The sequence below is a fragment of the Olsenella sp. An285 genome (assembly GCF_002159625.1).
Classification (GTDB): Bacteria; Actinomycetota; Coriobacteriia; order Coriobacteriales; family Atopobiaceae; genus Thermophilibacter; species Thermophilibacter avicola.
On the sequence record NZ_NFIZ01000004.1, the window covers coordinates 1 to 17,970 of the forward strand.

At 69.9% G+C, this 17,970-nt stretch carries 12 protein-coding genes and 1 pseudogene; 12 read left to right on the forward strand and 1 reads right to left on the reverse strand.

Going from position 1 to position 17,970, the window contains the following annotated elements; all coding sequences use genetic code 11:
• From B5F79_RS10815 to B5F79_RS03680, 12 genes and pseudogenes are all read left to right on the forward strand, one after another.
• Positions 1–2,519 (forward strand): PD-(D/E)XK nuclease family protein (locus tag B5F79_RS10815; RefSeq protein WP_143786235.1); only part of this gene is annotated, 2,519 nt, incomplete at its 5' end.
• On the forward strand, positions 2,516–6,064 hold the full coding sequence (locus tag B5F79_RS03630) for a UvrD-helicase domain-containing protein (RefSeq protein ID WP_158094832.1): 3,549 nt from the start codon (positions 2,516–2,518) through the stop codon (positions 6,062–6,064). The genes B5F79_RS10815 and B5F79_RS03630, both read left to right, overlap by 4 nt.
• Before the next feature lie 243 nt (positions 6,065–6,307).
• The gene (gene dnaE, locus B5F79_RS03635; RefSeq protein ID WP_087217602.1) at positions 6,308–10,138 is read left to right on the forward strand and encodes a DNA polymerase III subunit alpha; all 3,831 of its coding nucleotides are present in this window, start codon (positions 6,308–6,310) and stop codon (positions 10,136–10,138) included.
• Between the two features lie 98 nt (positions 10,139–10,236).
• Complete coding sequence (locus tag B5F79_RS03640) at positions 10,237–10,617, forward strand: desulfoferrodoxin family protein (RefSeq protein ID WP_087217604.1); 381 nt, start codon at positions 10,237–10,239, stop codon at positions 10,615–10,617.
• Positions 10,618–10,762: 145 nt separating this feature from the next.
• A complete protein-coding gene (locus tag B5F79_RS03645; RefSeq protein ID WP_087217606.1) occupies positions 10,763–12,604 on the forward strand; it encodes a nitrilase-related carbon-nitrogen hydrolase in 1,842 nt (613 codons plus the stop codon).
• A gap of 127 nt (positions 12,605–12,731) precedes the next feature.
• A complete protein-coding gene (gene ruvC / locus B5F79_RS03650) occupies positions 12,732–13,223 on the forward strand; it encodes a crossover junction endodeoxyribonuclease RuvC (RefSeq protein ID WP_342632975.1) in 492 nt (163 codons plus the stop codon).
• Positions 13,220–13,858 carry a Holliday junction branch migration protein RuvA gene (gene ruvA / locus B5F79_RS03655; RefSeq protein WP_087217610.1) on the forward strand — a complete coding sequence of 213 codons (639 nt, stop codon included), beginning with the start codon at positions 13,220–13,222 and terminating at the stop codon, positions 13,856–13,858. The genes ruvC and ruvA overlap by 4 nt, the downstream gene beginning before the upstream one ends.
• Positions 13,858–14,913, forward strand: a complete 1,056-nt coding sequence (gene ruvB / locus B5F79_RS03660) for a Holliday junction branch migration DNA helicase RuvB (protein WP_087217612.1) — start codon at positions 13,858–13,860, stop codon at positions 14,911–14,913. The genes ruvA and ruvB overlap by 1 nt, the downstream gene beginning before the upstream one ends.
• Positions 14,914–15,039: 126 nt before the next feature.
• Positions 15,040–15,498 (forward strand): fructose PTS transporter subunit IIA, encoded by a 459-nt coding sequence (locus B5F79_RS03665; RefSeq protein ID WP_087217614.1) that lies wholly within the window; start codon positions 15,040–15,042, stop codon positions 15,496–15,498.
• Positions 15,499–15,526: 28 nt separating this feature from the next.
• On the forward strand, positions 15,527–16,105 hold the full coding sequence (locus tag B5F79_RS03670) for a DJ-1 family glyoxalase III (protein WP_087217616.1): 579 nt from the start codon (positions 15,527–15,529) through the stop codon (positions 16,103–16,105).
• Positions 16,106–16,266: 161 nt separating this feature from the next.
• Positions 16,267–16,572: pseudogene (locus B5F79_RS03675) on the forward strand (peptide chain release factor-like protein); the annotation flags it as partial.
• Between the two features lie 50 nt (positions 16,573–16,622).
• A complete protein-coding gene (locus B5F79_RS03680) occupies positions 16,623–17,411 on the forward strand; it encodes an ADP-ribosylglycohydrolase family protein (protein WP_087217620.1) in 789 nt (262 codons plus the stop codon).
• A 76-nt stretch (positions 17,412–17,487) separates the two neighbouring features.
• Here the strand turns inward: B5F79_RS03680 and B5F79_RS03685 are convergent, their stop codons facing one another.
• A complete protein-coding gene (locus B5F79_RS03685; RefSeq protein WP_087217622.1) occupies positions 17,488–17,955 on the reverse strand; it encodes a hypothetical protein in 468 nt (155 codons plus the stop codon).
• Positions 17,956–17,970 lie beyond the last annotated feature (15 nt).

The window sequence follows — 17,970 nt, forward strand, 5'->3', positions numbered from 1 at the left end:
CCGCCCGCCCGCCCGAGCTCCAGGCGCTTCTCTCGTCGCTCTTCCTGTCCCCGGCACCCGCGGTGTCACCCACGGGCGCCCTTCGCGTGCTCCTTCCCGCCGGCCCCTCGGCAGAGCCGGAGCTCGTCGCGCGAGAGGTGGCCTCCCTTGCCAGGGACGGCATGCGCGACGTCGTCGTCGTTGCCCCGGACCCCGTCGGCGCGTGGTCGGCCCTCGCGGGGCGCCTCGTCGCGCGCGGGGTCTCCGTGCGGGCGCAGCTCTCCGTTCCCGTGGCCTCGCTCGAGCTCGGTCGCGCGTACCTCGAGTACGTCCGGGCGGTCGCGCGCCTTGTCGAGCTCGACGGGGCATGGCCTCCTGCCGAGGTCGTCCCTGACGCCCCGCGTTCCGGCACCGTCCGCGTGCGCCTGGCGGACATGTCGTGGTGGCCGCCGCGGGACCTCTCGGACTTCCTCATCTCCGGCGCCTCGCACATGGACTCCTCCCGAGCGCGCCGCCTGGACGCCGAGTGGCGGGCCAACCGTCTGCTCACGCCCGCCGCGGTACTGACGCAGCTCCAGTCCGAGAGGGACGTCTCCCCGGAGGTGGCCTCCGCCACGCGCGAGCTCCTCAGGGGGCGCCTGGGGTCTGCGGCCTCAAAGCTCTTCTCGCCCTACGTGCAGGGAGAGAAGACGTCAGCGCCCGTGGCCCACGAGGCGGCCGCCGTGCTCTCCGCCATACTGGGCGTGGCCAAGAGCCTGAAGGAGCTCGGGCTCTCGGCGGACCCCGCCGAGCCGGGCCACGTTGGGCTCCCCGAGCTGGTGGAGCTTGCCGTGGACGTCATCTCCCGCGCGCGGGCATCGCTCCGACCGGAGCGCGTTGTCGCCGGCGCCACGTGCCAGGCCCGTCTGATGTCCCCGCGAGCGGCCGCCCGCCTCGCCCCCCTTTCCGCAGACGCGCTCCTGCTCCTTGGCCAGACCTCGACCGAGTCGCCCGTCTCCGCGCCCGACGACGTGCTCCACGCCCTTCTCGACGCCTATGGCGTGGAGCCCGGCTCTGGCGCGATGGACGAGGCGCGCGCCCGCCTTGCGGCGGTGGTGCGCGTTCCGAGGGAGGGTCTCGTTCTGGAGAGGACCCTCTTTGGCGCGGACGGAAAGGAGCGCTACCCCTCGGTGATGATGACCGAGCTGCTGGCCTGCTACGGGCTTGCGGCGGACTCGTCGGCGGAGGAGATCGACGACGCCCTGGGCTCCGGGCGCGTGGGCTCTCGCTCGGAGGCCCTCGTGTGCGAGAACGTCTCCTCCACGGGAGAGGCGGCCCCTCGGCAGGGGAGCGAGACGCCGTCTCCCGCGGGCAGGATCGACCCCTCGGAGCGCGAGTGCGTCTCCCCGCCGCCCGAGGGCGTCGCCGCCGAGGATGCCAGGCCGCTTCTCTCCGCCTCGCAGATCGAGACGTACCTCGAGTGCCCCTACAAGTGGTTCAGCCTCAGGCGCCTGAGGCTGCGCGACGCAGACGCCGGCTTCACCGGAGCGGAGATGGGCACCTTCGCGCACCGCGTGCTCGAGGTCACCCGCAGGGAGCTTCTCGCCCGCGCGCAGGAGCGCGCCCTCGACGGGCACGAGCTCGCGGACCTTCGCGCCGCCCATGAGGGCGCGATGCAGCTCGCCTCCTACCGCGAGGCGGTGGGGCGCCTCGAGGCGAGGGCGCAGGAGGACCCCGCGGCTCGCCTGATGGGGTCCTCGGTTGCCGACCCCGCGGCGCTCGAGGAGGCGCGCGCCGTGCTCGGGGAGGAGTTCGACGCCCACCTCTCGCATCAGTACCAGCTCGAGCGCGGCCGCCGACCCCTGCCTCAGGCGCTCGTTCCGCACGACGCCCGCCAGGCCGGGCAGCTCCGCGCGCTGCGCCGGGACCTCTCGACGCTCCTGGACTACGAGGCGGGCGCGCTCGTTGGGTTCGAGCCTCGCTACTTCGAGTGGGGGTTCGGGCGCGGCGGTGCCGAGGTCGAGTATGCGGGCGTGCGCCTCACGGGCACGATCGACCGCATAGACGTGGACGCGCACGGCCAGGCCGTGGTCATCGACTACAAGCACAAGTCGGACGTCGGTTTTGCGGGGGAGTACGACGTCTTTCCCAGGGACGGTGCGGACCCCTCCGCCCTCCAGCTGCCCAGACGCGTTCAGTCGCTCGTGTACGGCCAGGTGGTCAGGCGCGCGTTCCCCGGCCTCAGGGTCCGGGCTGCCGTGTACCTCTGCACCAAGGGCGCCCACGCATTGGCCGGGGCGGTGGACGAGAACGTCCTGGACAACGTGTTTGGCTCGTGCGCCCCCTCGTCGCGGCGCCTGCCGCGCATCGCGGTCCCGCGCGACGCTGCCTTCGGGCGCGAGGGCCAGTGCGGCATGGAGGCCCTTCTCGACGCGTGCGAGGAGCTCGTCGCCGGCCGCATCGAGCGCATGCTCGCCGGGGACATAGAGGCCGCGCCCGTCGACGCGGACGCCTGCCTCTTCTGCCCGGTACTCAACTGCGAGAGGAGGCTTCGCAAGTGAGCGAGAAGAACCGGACGGCCTCGCCGGCGCCCGCGATCGACCTCGCGGGGCTCAATGACCGGCAGCGCAGGATAGCCGAGACGCTCGACGACCCGCTCTTCGTCGAGGCGGGGGCGGGGTCGGGCAAGACGTTCACCCTCACGCAGCGCATAGCGTGGGCGCTCGCTCCGGGCTCCGGGGAGGGTGGCGAGCCCTTCCTGGAGGGGCTCGACCAGGTGCTCGTCATCACCTTCACGGAGGCCGCCGCTCGCGAGATCAAGGAGCGCGTGCGCTCCACGCTCCGCCGCGCGGGCATGGGGGAGGCGGCGCTCGCGGTGGACGACGCGTGGATCTCCACGATTCACGGCATGTGCCGGCGCATCCTCGTGCGCCACGCCCTCGACCTGGGACTCGATCCGTCCTTCTCGGTGGTAGCGGACTCTCGGCAGGCCGCTCTCTTTGACCGTGCGATGGACGATGTCATGCGCGTCGCCAGGAGGGACGAGGGGCTCGCCGGCGTGTTCGAGGAGTACGACCTGGGGACCTACTCACCGCAGACCGGCTACACCGGGCTGATGGGCCTCGTGGAGCGCCTCGTGCGCGAGGGCGGCTCGCTCCCCGGGGGCGTGGGCTCGCTCGAGCCCGCCCCAGGCGGATGGGACGCCGCCGTCGACGCGGCGCACGAGCTGGCCATGCGGATGGAGGAGCTCGGCGCGGTGCCGCGGCTCAGCGCGTCCGCATCGGCCGCCGTGGGGACGTCCCTCGAGGCGCTTCGCGCGCTCGAGGCCCTTCCTCGGCCGGAGCGAACGCCCGAGGCAGTTGCCGAGGCGCTCTCCTCCGTCAGCGTGCCGCGCTCGTCGAAGGCCATCGCTGCCGAGGTGACGGCCGTCAAGTCGGCACTCGCGCTCGCGAGGGCGGAGCTCGCCTTTGCCCGGGTGGCGCCGCTGGCGCAGCCGCTTCTCGAGCTTGCGCGGCGCGTGGAGGCCCGCTACGCGGAGGTCAAGCGCGAGGAGCGCTGCCTCGACAACGACGACCTCGTTCGCCTTGCCCTGATCGCCGTGCGGGACCACGAGGAGGTCCGGCGCGACTACGTCGGGCGCTTCCGCCTGGTGATGGTCGACGAGTTCCAGGACACCGACGAGACGCAGCTCGAGCTCATAGGGATCCTCTCCGGCGACGGGGCGCGCCATCTCTGCACGGTTGGCGACGCCCAGCAGTCCATCTATCGCTTCCGCGGCGCCAACGTCGGCGTCTTCCGCGGCCGCGGAAAGGAGGTCCCCGAGGGGGGCAGCGTCCGACTGGACACCAACTACCGGAGCCATGCCGACGTGCTCGCCCTGGTGGAGCGCGTCTGCACGGGCGGCGAGGCGGCAGGTGCCCGCGGCGCGATGCCCGACTTCATGCACCTCGACGCCAACCCCGAGCGAGAGGACGCCTATCGCGCCCGCGAGCTCCCGCGCATCGACGTCGAGGTGTGCGCCGGACCCGGCGCCTCCGGGTTCGCCACGAGACACCAGACCTCGACCATGGCGGCGCAGGTGGCCGACGCGCTCGCGCGCTATCGGGCCGCAGGCGAGCGTCCTGGAGACATGGCGCTGCTCCTGGGGGTCACCACCCATGCGGACTCCTACATCGACGCCATTCGCGCCCGGGGCATGGAGTGCGTGGTCACCGGCGGCTCCACCTTCACCTCAACGGACGAGGTCAAGGTGGTGCGCGCGCTGCTTCACACTCTCGCCAACCCGGCGGACACCCAGTCCGGGCTCTTCCCGCTCCTTGCCAGCGAGATGTTCGGCCTCGATGCCAACGACTTCTGCGAGCTTGGCACGCGGGCACAGGAGAAGCTCGACGCTCCCACCAAGCGGGGGATCGATCGCGGCCTCTCGGACATGACCTTCTATCGCGACCGCGAGCCGTCCGCCCGTCTCCGCCGCGCCCATGAGGTCATCGTCCGCGCTCTCGAGGACGTGCGCACGCGCCCCGTGGCAGACGTCTGCGAGGACGTGGTGCGAGACTCCGGCTGGCTCGCCCGCCTCGAGGCCGGCGGGCCCGAGGGCCTTGCCCGCGCGGCCAACGTGCTCGCTGCCGTGCGCTATGTGCGCGACCTCACGTCCGAGCTCGGTCTCGGCCCCGCACGCGCCGCCGTCGAGTTCGACCTCTGGCTCGACGCCGCAAAGGTGCCCCCCGCATCCCTTGCGGGAGCGGAGGGTGCCGGCGGCGGAACCGTGCGCGTCATGACGGTTCACGCATCGAAGGGCCTGGAGTTTCCGGTCTGCGCGGTGGCGGAGTGCTGGGGCAACCCGCGCTCTGACGCGCAGGTCGCATGCGGGCGCTCGGGCGCCGGCAAGACCTTCGTGCTCAGACCGGCGAATATGGACTCCAAGCTCCTGGCAGGCATAGGCTCCGAGGAGCTCGAGCCCAGCGCGGATCGCTCTGCCGCCATGCCGCTCTCGGCGCGCTACCTCGCGCTTCGCGCCCAGAACGACGAGGAGGAGGCGCAGGAGAAGGCTCGCCTGCTCTACGTGGCGCTCACGCGCGCCCGCGAGGCGCTCATCGTGGGCGTGAACGCGGCGTCCGGAAGGGGGGGCGTCTCCTCCGCGCTCGCGGGGGCCGCGCTCGAGGCGCTTTCGGGCGGGGAGTGGGTTCCCGAGCCGGGCGAGCGTGCGGTGGACTACGGCGGCTCGGCCCCCGCGCGCCTGCGATGCGTGACGGTTGGCTCCGAGGGCAAGGGGCCCGATCGCCGCGTCGTCGCGTGCTCGGGCGGCACGCTCCCCGGCTTTGACGGGCCTCTTCCGGACGACCCGGCGGAGGTTCCGCGCTGGGGTCTCGGGGACGCCGAGAAGGACCTCGGCCAGGAGGGCCCCGCTCCCTTCGACCTCTACGAGACGGACGTCTCCGCGCGCCCCGCAGCGCCCTGCTCATGGCGTGCCCGTGAGGGCGTCTTCAGCTACTCGAGCGTTCACGCCGCCCTTGCCGAGGCGGGTCCCCGCCCGCCCATGCCCACGCGCGAGCAGCGCGAGGCGGAGGCTGCGGGAGCCCCCTCGACCGAGGACGCCGACCGCGCCACCAACCTGGGCTCTGCCTTCCACGAGCTCGCGCAGGCCATGGTGGAGCGCGGCGGCCCGGTGGGGGAGGACCGCATTGCGGCGCAGGTGCGGCGCTGGAACCTCTCCGCCCGCGCGGAGGCGCGGCTTCGTGCGGCGCTCGAGCGCTGGGAGGGCTCGGGCCTGCGCGCAGAGGCCCTCTCCTGGCCGCTCGTGCGCCCCGAGGTGCCGTTCTTCCAGCGCGTGGATTCCCCGTACGGCGACTACCTCGAGGGTGCCATCGACCTGCTCTGCACCGACGCCTCCACGCGCCGAGCACTCGTGGTGGACTACAAAACCGGCGACGCCGGGCTCTCGCCGGAGGAGGTCCGCGAGCGTCACGCCATGCAGGCGGAGTTCTACGCGGGGGTCCTTCTCACCGAGGGGTTCGAGCGCGTGGACGCCGCCTTCGTCTGCGTGGAGCGGGACGACCCCGAGGCTCCCGACCAGCCTCTCGTGGCCCGTTACTCCTTCGGCGCGTAGGGGCGCGGCGTCGCCCGTCTTCGGGCGTCCGTCCGCGCCCAGGACCAGCTGAACCGTTCCGGCCTTGGGCGCGCGCCGGGAGAGCCCGGGCCGGCCGATGGAGATAATCTGCACCCGCGACCTGCGAAAACAAAATGAATCGCAGGTCAGGCAAGCACCCTCGCCCGCCACCGCCCGTGCCCAAACGGCTATCCTAGAAGAACATGACGCCAGACGGACACCAAGCTGACGGGACACCATCACATGGCCTTCGTGCACCTCCACAACCACTCGGACTTCTCGATCCTCGACGCTGCCACGCGCGTCTCCGACATGGTCAAGCGCGCCGTTGACCTCGAGATGCCGGCGCTCGCCCTCACGGACCACGGCTACATGTTCGGCATCCCGGACTTTGACATGGAGTGCCGCAAGTACAACGACGCCCAGAAGGACATGGGCCAGTGGCGCCACGACGTCGAGTGCTTCCAGAAGGGCTGGGAGCTCGAGGAGCCGGAACCGGACGCCGAGGACGCCAGGCCGCACGACCGCGTGCACGCCCAGTGGGCCTCCGACGTGCGCATCTGGAACGAGACCCATGACCTCGACGCCGTGCGCGCCAACCGCCCGTCGCTGCTCATCAAGCCCATCTTTGGCTGCGAGGCCTACTTCATCACGGACGACTGCATCGAGAAGGGCACGCGGCAGCACCGCTACCACCTGATCCTCCTGGCAAAGAACGAGACCGGCTACGTCAACCTCATGAAGATGATGAGCGAGGCCGCCTCGGGCGAGATGTTCTACTACTACCCGCGCACCACGCTCGACATGCTGCGCCGCTACCACGAGGGCATCATCTGCACCTCGGCGTGCGTCTCGGGCATCATTCCGCGCATGTACTTCCAGGGCCGCCCGGACGAGGCCAAGCGCTGGGCGCTCACGTACCAGGAGATCTTTGGCGAGGACTTCTACCTCGAGGTCCAGGACCACGGACTTGCGGACGAGGCCTGGGGCGGCTTCACGGACCGCACGCTCTCCGAGCAGATCGTGCGGCTCGGCCAGGAGCTGGGCATCAAGGTCATCGCCACCAACGACAACCACTACCTCACGCGCGACGAGGCGCCCACGCAGGACGTGCTCAGCTGCATCGGCACGGCCTCCAAGGTGGACGACGTCAACCGCAAGCGCATGACGGGCACCGAGTTCTACATCAAGAGCGAGGCCGAGATGCGCGAGCTCTTCTCGTGGTGCCCGGAGGTCATCGACAACACCCTCGAGGTAGCGGACAAGTGCTCCTACGAGCTGGACTGGACGCACATGTACCTGCCTAAGTTCCCGGATCTCGAGCCCGGGGAGACCTCCGAGGAGCGCTTCCGCAAGGAGTGCGAGACCGGCCTCGCCCGACGCTACGGGGAGGACTGGCGCGAGCTCACCATCGGCGGCGAGAACGTGCGCGAGCGCTTTGAGTACGAGTACAAGGTCATCTGCGAGAAGGGCTTCGCGGACTACTTCCTCATCGTGCAGGAGTACGTGCGCTGGGCCAAGAGAAACGGCATCGGCGTCGGCCCCGGCCGCGGGTCTGCCGCGGGCGCCATCGTGGCCTACGCCATGGACATCACCACGTTCGACCCGCTCGAGAACGGCCTCATGTTCGAGCGCTTCCTCTCCCCGCAGCGCTCCGAGATGCCGGATATCGACATGGACTTCGACGACGAGCGTCGCCTCGAGGTCGTGGAGCACGTCCGCCAGCTCTACGGCCCCGAGCGCGTCTGCCACGTCATCACCTACTCCACGATTAAGGCCAAGCAGGCCATCAACGACGCCGCGCGCGTGCTGGGCTTCCCCGTGTGGCAGGGTCAGCGCCTCTCCAAGATGCTCAACAACGACCCCAAGCTCACGCTGGACAGCGCCCTGCACAAGAGCGAGAAGCACGCGGACCAGTACTCTCCCGACTTCGAGGACGCCTACAACAACGACGCCGACTCCCGCCGCATCATAGACGCGGCGCTCTCCATCGAGGGCCTGCACCGCGGCGAGGGCGTCCACGCCTGCGCCGTCCTCATCGCCCCCACGCCGGTGAACGACCACGTGCCCACCAAGATAGACACCAAGGGCGGCGTGGAGATCACCCAGTACGAGGGCCACTCGGTCGCGGACATGGGCCTGCTCAAGATGGACTTCCTGGGCCTTCGCACCCTCACCGTCATCTCCAAGGCCCTCGCCAACATCAGGGCCAACCACGGCGTGGACATCAACGTCGACGAGATTCCCTTCGACGACCCGGAGATCTACAAGCTCATGCGCGAGGGTCGCACGGCGGGCGTCTTCCAGATCGAGTCCGCGGGCATGACGTCCACGATCAAGAACATGCGCCCCACCGAGTACAAGCAGGTGGTCGCACTCATCGCCCTCTACCGTCCCGGCCCCCTGGGCGCCGGCATGGTCACGAGCTACATCAACCGCATGAACGGGCGCGAGGAGGCCGTCTCCTACGACCCGCGCCTCGACGACATCCTGGGCGAGACCTACGGCACGATGGTCTACCAGGAGCAGGTCATGAAGATCTCGATGAAGATGTCGGGCTTCTCGGCCGGAGAGTCCGACTCGCGCATCCGAAAGCCCGTGGCCAAGAAGAAGATCAAGCTCCTCACCTCCACCGTCTTCCACTGGGACGACGGCAAGGACGAGACCACCTATGACCACTGGATGAACGGCGCGGTCACCAACGGCTACAAGAAGGAGATCGCGCAGCGCATCTGGGACGACGTCCTCGAGTTCGCCTCGTACGCGTTCAACAAGAGCCACTCGGCCGGCTACGCCATCCTCGTCATGCAGACGGCCTGGCTCAAGGCCCACTACCCGCGCGAGTACATGGCCTCGGTCCTCACGTCCTACATGGGCAAGACCGACAAGATCGTCCACTACGTCACGGCCTACCGCCACGAGGGCGTGGCCATCCTGCCGCCTGACATCAACGAGTCCGGCCGCGACTTCACCGCCACCTCCGAGGGCGTGCGCTTTGGCTTCGCCGGCATCCGCGGCGTGGGCGAGGGCGTGGGCGAGGCCATCATGGCGGAGCGCGAGAAGAACGGCCCCTTCGAGAACCTCCACGACTTCGTGGAGCGCATGGACACCGGCCAGGCCAACCGTCGCGTGGTGGAGGCGCTCATCTGCTCGGGCGCCTTCGACTCCACGGGCTACACCCGCATGCAGCTCATGCGCTTCGTGGACAAGGCCAATCCCGAGAACATCATCGACGCCGCCGCCAAGCGCCAGAAGACGCGCGCCGCGGGACAGTTCTCCATGTTCGACCTCTTTGGCGACGTGGAGGGCTCCGGCTGGGAGAGCACCGTCCCCGAGCCGGACGGAGAGGAGTGGGACCGCTCGACCAAGCTCGCCAAGGAGCACGAGGTCCTGGGCCTCTACGTCTCCGACCACCCGCTGCGCCCCTACGAGTACGCGCTCGCCAAGAACCGCGACTACACCATCGCCGACATCGAGGTCGCCGAGGAGGTCACGGACGCAACGGGCGGCGTCCACGAGCGCTTCAAGGTACCCGAGGGCAAGGTCATCCGCCTGGCCGGCATGCTCGGCGCCATCCAGAAGAAGACCACCAAGAACGGCGACTCCATGGCCATCGTGACGCTCGAGGACATGGAGGGCGAGGTCACGCTCGTCATCTTCCCCAAGCTCTACAAGAAGTGCGCCCAGACCCTCGCGGGCGAGGTGGACGAGGAGACCGGCGAGAGCACGGGCGACGTCTTCGTCAAGGTGGAGGGCAAGCTCGAGCGCTCCGACCGCGGCAACCAGATCATCTGCATGTCCGTGGAGCCCCTTATCCTGGACGAGAAGTCCAACCGCCCCAAGGTCATGGAGGTCAACATCCCCGCGGGCCTGCTCACGCGCCCCTACATGGACAGCCTGGGCCAGATCCTCGGCCGCTACCCCGGCCTCGACCACGTGGAGCTGCGGGTGGAGTCGTCCTCCGGCGACGTCATGCGCATGGAGCTCCCCACGAGGATCGACGCGCGCAACATGGTGCTCCTGGCCGAGATGGTGGACCTCGTGGGACGCCAGGGCCACGTGAAGGTGGCGTAGGGAGGGCCTCCCGCCGGTATGGCGCCCCCCTCCGCTGGGTACGAATACGGGTACGACGTCGCAGTGGGCGGCGCCGCCCGGGAGAGAGAGGATCTGCCATGGCCGAGGTCAAGTTCTACCGCTGCAACCACTGCGGCAACGTCGTCGCCGTCGTGAGGGACGGGGGCGTCACCCCCAGCTGCTGCGGCGAGCCCATGGAGCTGCTCGTCGCCGGCTCCACGGACGCAGCCACCGAGAAGCACGTGCCCGTCGCCACCAGGGACGGCAACCACATCGTGGTGCGCGTGGGCGCGGTCGACCACCCCATGGCGCCCGAGCACTACATCGAGTGGATCGCGCTTGCCACGGACGGCAAGCTCTGCCTCAAGCACCTCAAGCCGGGCGACGAGCCGGCCGCCAAGTTCGGCGCCTGCTGCGCCGAGGGCGGCACCGTGTACGCGTACTGCAACCTCCACGGCCTCTGGAAGGCCGACCTCTAGGGCGCACCCCGGCGGGCGCGCGCCCGCCCAGGACCGCTCGCGGCGACTCGGGCCCCGGGAGACCGGGGCCCTTTCCGTTGCCGCGCGGAGGCTGTGAGACAATGAGGAGACAGAAGAGGGACGATTCGTCGACGGGAGCCCAAGCATGAGGATCGCAATCGCACAGACGAGCACGCGTGCCGGGGACTTCGAGGCCACGGCCGCGCACATGGTCGAGCTCTCCGCCCGTGCGGCGGAGCAAGGGGCCGACCTCCTCGTCTTCCCGGCGCCCGCGCTCTGCGGGACGTCTCCCGTGGCGTACCCGGACCGGGAGGGCTACCTGCTCGATCTTGCCGAGTGTCTCGTGCGCCTGGCGGACGACCTTGCGTGTCCCTGCCTCGTGCCCGTGCTCACGGACCTCGACGGCGTGCCCCTGCCCGAGGCCATGCTCATCGCGGACGGAGACATCACGCCCGTGCGCCTCTCCACCTACATCGCCTCCATGGCGCAGGGTGACGGTGAGGCGGACGCGCGAGCCCTTCCGGAGCTCGAGTTCGCGGGAGCGCGCCTGGGCGTCGCCTTCACGTACGACGATCTCGACGATTACGACGACTACCAGTACGACGTCGACGTCATCCTCTTCCTCTCCGGCTACGGCTTTGCCACGGACGACCCGTCGAGCGCGCTCGGCAGCTCGCTCGCAGAGGGCCGCTACCTCGCGGACGCGGAGGCCACCGGGGCCTGGATCGTGGGCGTGGGTCCGCTCGGCTGCTACGAGTCCCAGGTCTTCTGCGGCTCGAGCTTCGTCCTCGCGCCGTGGGGCGAGCTCGCGGCGCAGGCGCCGAGCCTCGAGGAGGCTCTGCTCGTGTGCGACGTGGACCCCTCCGCCGAGGGCCCGCTTGCCGAGCCCCTCACGCCCGAGGTCTATGACGCGCCGCTCGCCACGTGGGGCGCCCTCGTGAGCGGCCTCTCCGGGGCGATCGAGCGCTCGGGGAGCGACGGTGCCTGCGTCCTTCTGGACGGGAGCCTGAGCTCGCTTCTCGTGGCGACGCTCGCCACGGACGCGCTCGGCCCCACGCGCGTTCACGCGCTCGTGGCGGCGGGCGAGGCGTCCCGCTCGGCAGCCGAGCAGTCGGTCCGCGCGCTGCGCCTGCCCGACGGCGCCGTGACGCGCCTCGACTCTCCCGGGGAGGGGGACGCCCAGCTCGCGCGCGACATCGCGCAGGTCCGCCTCTCCGAGCTCGCCCGGCAGACGGGCTCGCTCGCCCTGGGCTCCGACGACAAGACGACGCTCGCGCTCGAGCCCCCGCTCGGCGTCACGGCAGCGCGCCTCCAGCCCGTCGGCGACCTCTATCGCTCGGACGTCGTGGCCCTCGCGCACCTTCGCAACACCATCTCCCCCGTGATTCCCGCCTCCGCCTTCGCCGGTCTGGCAGCGCCCGACGTAGAGGGGCTTGCGGAGGCGTTCCCCTCGGTCGAGGGCAGGGTGGAGTTCGTCGACCTCGTGCTCTCGAGCAGGGTGGAGTGGGAGCTCCCGCTCACGGACATCGTCTCGGAGCGCGGCCACGCCGAGCTCGTCACCGCCATCATCGAGCGCTTGAGGGAGACGGCGCCCGCGCGCGCGGGTCGCGGCGCGGTGCTGGCCGTCTCCTCCAAGACGCTCGAGGAGGCGCGCGAGCCGTGGGGCCTCGCCTGGGCGGACCACGTGCGCTCCCGGGACGAGCGAGCGGGAGAGGGCATCATGCGCGCGCTCGCCAGGGGCATCGGCAGCATGGGTGCCGAGAGCCAGGGGGACGAGAAGGACGAGGAGCCCCGTGAGCCGACCGAGGCCGAGCAGCGGCGCGACATGAGCGATCTCCTGGGGTACCTACGGGACTTTCTCCCGGGCGGGGGCTTCTCGGGCATGGGTCCCATGGGCCCGGCGGCTGCGGACGAGTCGCGGGGACGACACGACGGCGAGGACGGCCCCTCGCATCCCCTGTGGGACGGGCCCTTCTCCGAGAACTGACCCCGTGGGAGCCGCTTGCCTTCTCCTCTGTCCGTGCTATGATGGAACGAACGTTCGTATTGCGAGACGCGCCTCTGGTCTCGCGCGTCTGCACAGGGGGAGGTGACGGGACCTGGTCGTCCTTGGCATAGACCCGGGGCTGGCCCACACGGGCTGGGGCGTCGTCGAGACGCGCGGGTCCGTGTGCCGCGCGCGAGCGTACGGCTGCGTCACCACGCACGCGAGCGAGCCCATAGACATGCGCCTCGGAAGGATATACGCCGAGCTCAGGCGTGTCATAGAGCGCTATGGTCCCACTGAGCTCGCCATCGAGAGCATCTACTTCGGCGAGAACACCAAGTCCGCCATCGCCACCGCCCAGGCCCGCGGCGCCGCCATCGTCGCGTGCTCCACGGCGGGGCTCTCGGTGGGGGAGTACACCCCCATGCAGATAAAGCAGGCGGTGGTGGGCACCGGTGCGGCTGACAAGCGCCAGGTCATCTATATGGTGAGGAGCGTTCTCGCCCTCGACCACGACCCGCGACCCGATCACGCGGCGGATGCCCTGGCCGCGGCGGTCTGCCACGCCAACGTAACCAGAACCAAGAGCCTCGAGGAGGCAAGGAGGGTCCTCACGTGATAGTTCAGCTCACCGGCACGCTGTTGGAGGTGCTCCCCAGTCGCATAGTGCTGGACGTGGGGGGAGTGGGCTACGAGCTCGGCGTCTCGTCCACCACGGCCGCGGCGCTCCCGCACGCGGGAGAGGCGGGCGTGACCGTGCTCGCCCGTATGATCGTGCGCGAGGACGCGATGGAGCTCTACGGCTTTGCCACGCGCGACGAGCGCGCCCTCTTCGACCAGCTTCGCGCCATATCCGGCGTGGGGCCGCGCCTTGCGCTCGCCGTCCTCTCCACGTTCACCCCCGCCGCGCTCGCCCAGATCGTGACCGCGCAGGACGCCTCACGCATGGCGCAGGTCCCCGGGGTGGGCCGCAAGAAGGCGAGCCGCCTCATCGTTGAGCTCTCGGACGTCTTCTCAAAGAACGCTGAGCTCAGAGGTCTCGTGGGGCTCTCCGAGCCCGGTGCGGCGTCGCTTCCCCTCTCCCAGGCCGCCGCAAGTGCGGGCGTGGAGGCGGACGCGACGGAGGCGCTTCTTTCCATGGGGTTCACCTCGCAGGAGGCCGAGCTCGCCCTCGAGGGCCATGCGGAGGCCGGTGCCAACACCATCGAGCAGGTGCTCGCCTACGCGCTGCGCCGCCTGGGGAGTGGTAGGTGATGTGGGAGGCGAGCGAGAAGGACCTCTTTGCCGGAGCCGCGGCGCCGCGACCCTCCGGGCCGCGCGACGTCACGGGCGAGCTCACGGCGGACGACCTTGACCAGGACCGCACGCTCCGCCCGCGCACCCTCGACGAGTACATCGGCCAGGAGCGCGTGCGCGAGAACCTTCGCGTGCTCATCCAGGCGGCGCGCGACCGCGGGGAGTCGCTCGACCACGTGATCTTCTCGGGCCCCCCGGGGCTGGGCAAGACCACGCTCGCGGGCATCGTGGCAAACGAGATGGGCGCCAAGATGCACACCACCTCGGGCCCCGCCATCGAGCGCGCGGGGGACCTCGCCGCCATCCTCACCAACCTCGAGCCCGGTGACGTCCTCTTCGTGGACGAGATACACCGTCTCAACCACCAGATCGAGGAGGTCCTGTACCCGGCGATGGAGGACTTCTTCCTCGACATCGTCATTGGCAAGGGGCCGGCCGCGCGCTCCATCAGGATCGACGTCCCGCACTTCACCCTCGTGGGCGCCACCACGCGCACGGGCCTGCTCACGGGCCCGCTGCGCGACCGCTTTGGCATCTCGTACCGCCTCGACTACTACACTACCTCCGAGCTCGCCGTCATCGTCACGCGCTCCGCCACCATCCTTGGCGTGGACATAGACGCCCAGGGCGCGGCGGAGATCGCCTCGCGCTCGCGCGGCACGCCGCGCCTCGCCAACCGCCTTCTCAAGCGCGTGCGCGACTACGCGCAGGTCAAGCGCGAGGGCAGCATCACCTGGGACGTTGCGGCGGAGGCGCTCGAGTTCTTCGAGATTGACGCCCTCGGCCTCGACACCATGGACGTGAGGATACTCACCGCGCTCTGCCAGACGTTCCGCGGGCGCCCCGTGGGGCTCACCACCGTTGCGAGCGCCGTCTCTGAGGACCCCTCGACGCTCGAGGACGTCTACGAGCCCTACCTCCTGCAGCGCGGTCTCATCGTGCGCACGCCGCAGGGCAGGCAGGCCACGCTCGCCGCCTTCGATCACCTTGGGATCGAGCCCCCCTCCCAGTAGGGGCGGATTGTGGGGAGCTTCCCAAGGGCCGCTTTTTTTGCTCGGCGCGGGACGGCACATGTATCATGGGGTGGAGGCGTCTACCACCATCCCCGCGGGGATGAAACAATGGAACAGGGGGCTCACGTGAGCGACTTCGTCAAGGCAGAGAACGTCTTCGTGGAGAGCGGCATCAAGACCCGCGAGGACATGATTCGATTCATCTCGGAAAAGGCCGTAGAGCTCGGCGTGGCCGACGACGCTGATACCGTCAACGCCGCCTTCCTCGCCCGCGAGGACATGGGCGAGACCGGCATGACCGACGGCTTCGCCGTCCCGCACGCCAAGAGCGCCGCCATCAAGAGGGCGGCCGTGCTCGTGGTCAAGAACGACGAGCCCATCGACTGGCCGAGCTTCGACGGCAAGCCCATCGACGTGGCAATCGCCCTTCTCGTCCCGGACGACGAGGCGGGCACCGTCCACATCCGCCTGCTCTCCAAGACGGCGGTCCTTCTGATGAAAGACGAGTTCAAGGCCCTCGTGCGCGGCACGGACGACCCGCAGTCCATCGCAGACGCCGTGAACGCTGGAATCGACGACGAGTAGGCCGCCCGCGCGCCCTCAAGGAGGCACCATGTTCAAGCAGGCAACAGACAGTCGCGTGGCCGTGTTCATCGCCCCGGGGCTCGAGGAGATCGAGGGCCTCACGGTGGTGGACCTGCTCTATCGCGCAGGGATTCCCTGCGATACCGTGGCCGTCACGCCCGAGCACGAGGTCACGTCCTCCCACGAGGTGGCCATCGTCTGCAAGAGGTCCATCGCAGACGAGGGCTTCTCGTTCGACGACTACGACATGCTCGTTCTGCCCGGAGGCATCCCCGGAACGCCCAACCTGCGCGCGTGCCAGCCGCTTTGCGACGAGGTCTCGGCGCGCGCGGGCGCCGGCCGTCCCGTCGCGGCCATCTGCGCCGCTCCCTCCATCTTTGCCGAGCTCGGTCTTCTCGAGGGGCGTCGGGCCACCTCAAACCCCGGCTTCCAGCACGTCCTTTCCGAGCACGGTGCGGAGCTCCTGCCCAACGAGCCCGTGGTCGTGGACGGCAACCTCATCACGAGCCAGGGGGCGGGCACGGCGATGCTCTTTGCCCTTGAGATCGTGCGCCACTATCTAGGGGACGAGGCGGTGGAGCGCGTTCGCGCGGGCGTGGTGCTGTAGCCCCGACGTCCCTTTGGAACGCCCCTTGCGCCGCCGCCCCTCCTTGGGGCGGCGGCGCTTCTCGTCGGCGCCTCGTGTACCATGGACGCATGGAGAGAAGAGAGCTCACATATCGCGACTACGCCGCGTTCGCCCGGCAGACGCCCGATGAGATCGCGCGTGACTGTGAGGTGCAGGTCTTTCGCGCCACGGGGCCGGGTGGGCAGGGCGTGAACACGACCGACTCGGCCGTGCGCATGCGCCACGTTCCCACCGGCATCACCGTGGTCTCTCGCGAGTCTAGGAGCCAGCTTCAGAACCGCGAGCGCTGCGTCCGGAAGATCCTGGAGACGTGCCGACGCCGCTCCGTTCCCCCGCGGCCCCGCAAGAAGACTCGCGTCCCCGCGTCTCAGAGGCGCAGGCGCCTGGAGTCCAAGCGCTCCCGGGGTCAGCTCAAGCAGCTTCGTCGCCGCGTGGACGGGGAGTAGGGGACGATCGTCGCCGCGCTCGTCCGAGGACTCGTGCAGGGGGGGCAAGCATGTCGGCTGTGCTGAGGGACTGCGTCTACGGGCAGGCCGTTGCAGACGCGCTGGGCGTGCCGTACGAGTTTCGTGCGCGCGACACGTTCCGCTGCGAGGGGATGGTGGGCTACGGCAGCCACCACCAGCCCGCGGGCACCTGGAGCGACGACACCTCGATGGCGCTCGCACTCTGCGACAGCTATCGCGAGCTGGGCCGCATTGACGTGGGGGACATCCGGGAGCGCTTTGTCGCGTGGTATTGGACGGGCGTCTACACGGTGGACGGCATGTTTGACATCGGCGGGGCCACGGCTCGCGCGCTCGAGCGGGGCCGCGGGTGCGACGGCCCGCGCGACAACGGGAACGGGTCGCTCATGCGCACGGTCCCCCTTGCCTTCACGGGCGCAGCGGACGATGAGGTGCGCGCGGTCTCTGCGATCACGCACGCGCACCACACCTCGACGGAGGCCTGCGTGAGGATGGTGCGGGTGGCGAGGGCGCTCGCCGCCGGCGAGCCCCTCGAGAGCGCGGTCCCGGACTTCGACGCCCTTCTCGCCACTCCGCGGGAGCGGGTCGGATCGGGAGGCTACGTGCTGGACACCTACCGGGTGGCGCTCTGGTGCCTCGTCACCACCAGCAGCTACGAGGAGTGCGCACTCGCCGCGGTCAACCTCGGGGAAGACACCGACACCACCGCCGCCGTTGCCGGCGCGCTCGCGGGTATCGTCTACGGCATGGAGGGGATTCCGGAGGGCTGGCTCTCCGCTCTTCGCGGCAGGGACGTCATCGAGGCGTGCCTGTTCTGAGCTCTGCCGCCGCAGGGCGCCGGGCGTCTGCCGCCCGCGATCATTTTGCCTGACCTTGCGCGTGGCCTGGTGGGGGCTAGACGTTTCCGACCCAGCGGTTCACGTCAGCCCCTGCCGTCACAAGCAGAAAGGCCGCCGCGACGGACGTGACGGCGGCAAGCGCCCAGAGGTCGAAGGCCGCGTCGAACGGCGCTAGCTGCACGGGAAACATCACGCGCCCTCCGACCTCGGGGTCAAGGCCGATCATCGTGAGCACCAGGGTCGCCACGGCAACAAAGACCGAAATCACCGCGACCATGCCAAAGAGAATACGGCTCATGAAGAGCGCGCTTGTCCGGGACGCCTCGCGCGCCTCGTCGCTTCTGTGTGCGAGGCCGCGCAGGTTGAGCGCGCGGCGGCGCATGACGAGATAGCCCGTCAGCGAGACAAAGGCGAGCACCAGGTGAAAGAGGGCAAAGATGCCTATGCAGGGGTTGACCACGCCGAGCAGGCAGGAGCAACAGAGAAGTCCGAACCCGATCCAGAACGCCCGTGACTGTTTCATCGCGCGAAGCCTCCC

Excerpts from the sequence above, each read along its gene's own strand:
- dnaE (WP_087217602.1), top strand. The coding sequence starts at position 6,308 with ATGGCCTTCGTGCACCTCCACAACCACTCGGACTTCTCGATCCTCGAC.
- B5F79_RS03640 (WP_087217604.1), top strand. The coding sequence starts at position 10,237 with ATGGCCGAGGTCAAGTTCTACCGCTGCAACCACTGCGGCAACGTCGTC.
- B5F79_RS03645 (WP_087217606.1), top strand. The coding sequence starts at position 10,763 with ATGAGGATCGCAATCGCACAGACGAGCACGCGTGCCGGGGACTTCGAG.
- ruvB (WP_087217612.1), top strand. The coding sequence starts at position 13,858 with ATGTGGGAGGCGAGCGAGAAGGACCTCTTTGCCGGAGCCGCGGCGCCG.
- B5F79_RS03670 (WP_087217616.1), top strand. The coding sequence starts at position 15,527 with ATGTTCAAGCAGGCAACAGACAGTCGCGTGGCCGTGTTCATCGCCCCG.
- B5F79_RS03680 (WP_087217620.1), top strand. The coding sequence starts at position 16,623 with ATGTCGGCTGTGCTGAGGGACTGCGTCTACGGGCAGGCCGTTGCAGAC.
- B5F79_RS03685 (WP_087217622.1), bottom strand. The coding sequence starts at position 17,955 with ATGAAACAGTCACGGGCGTTCTGGATCGGGTTCGGACTTCTCTGTTGC.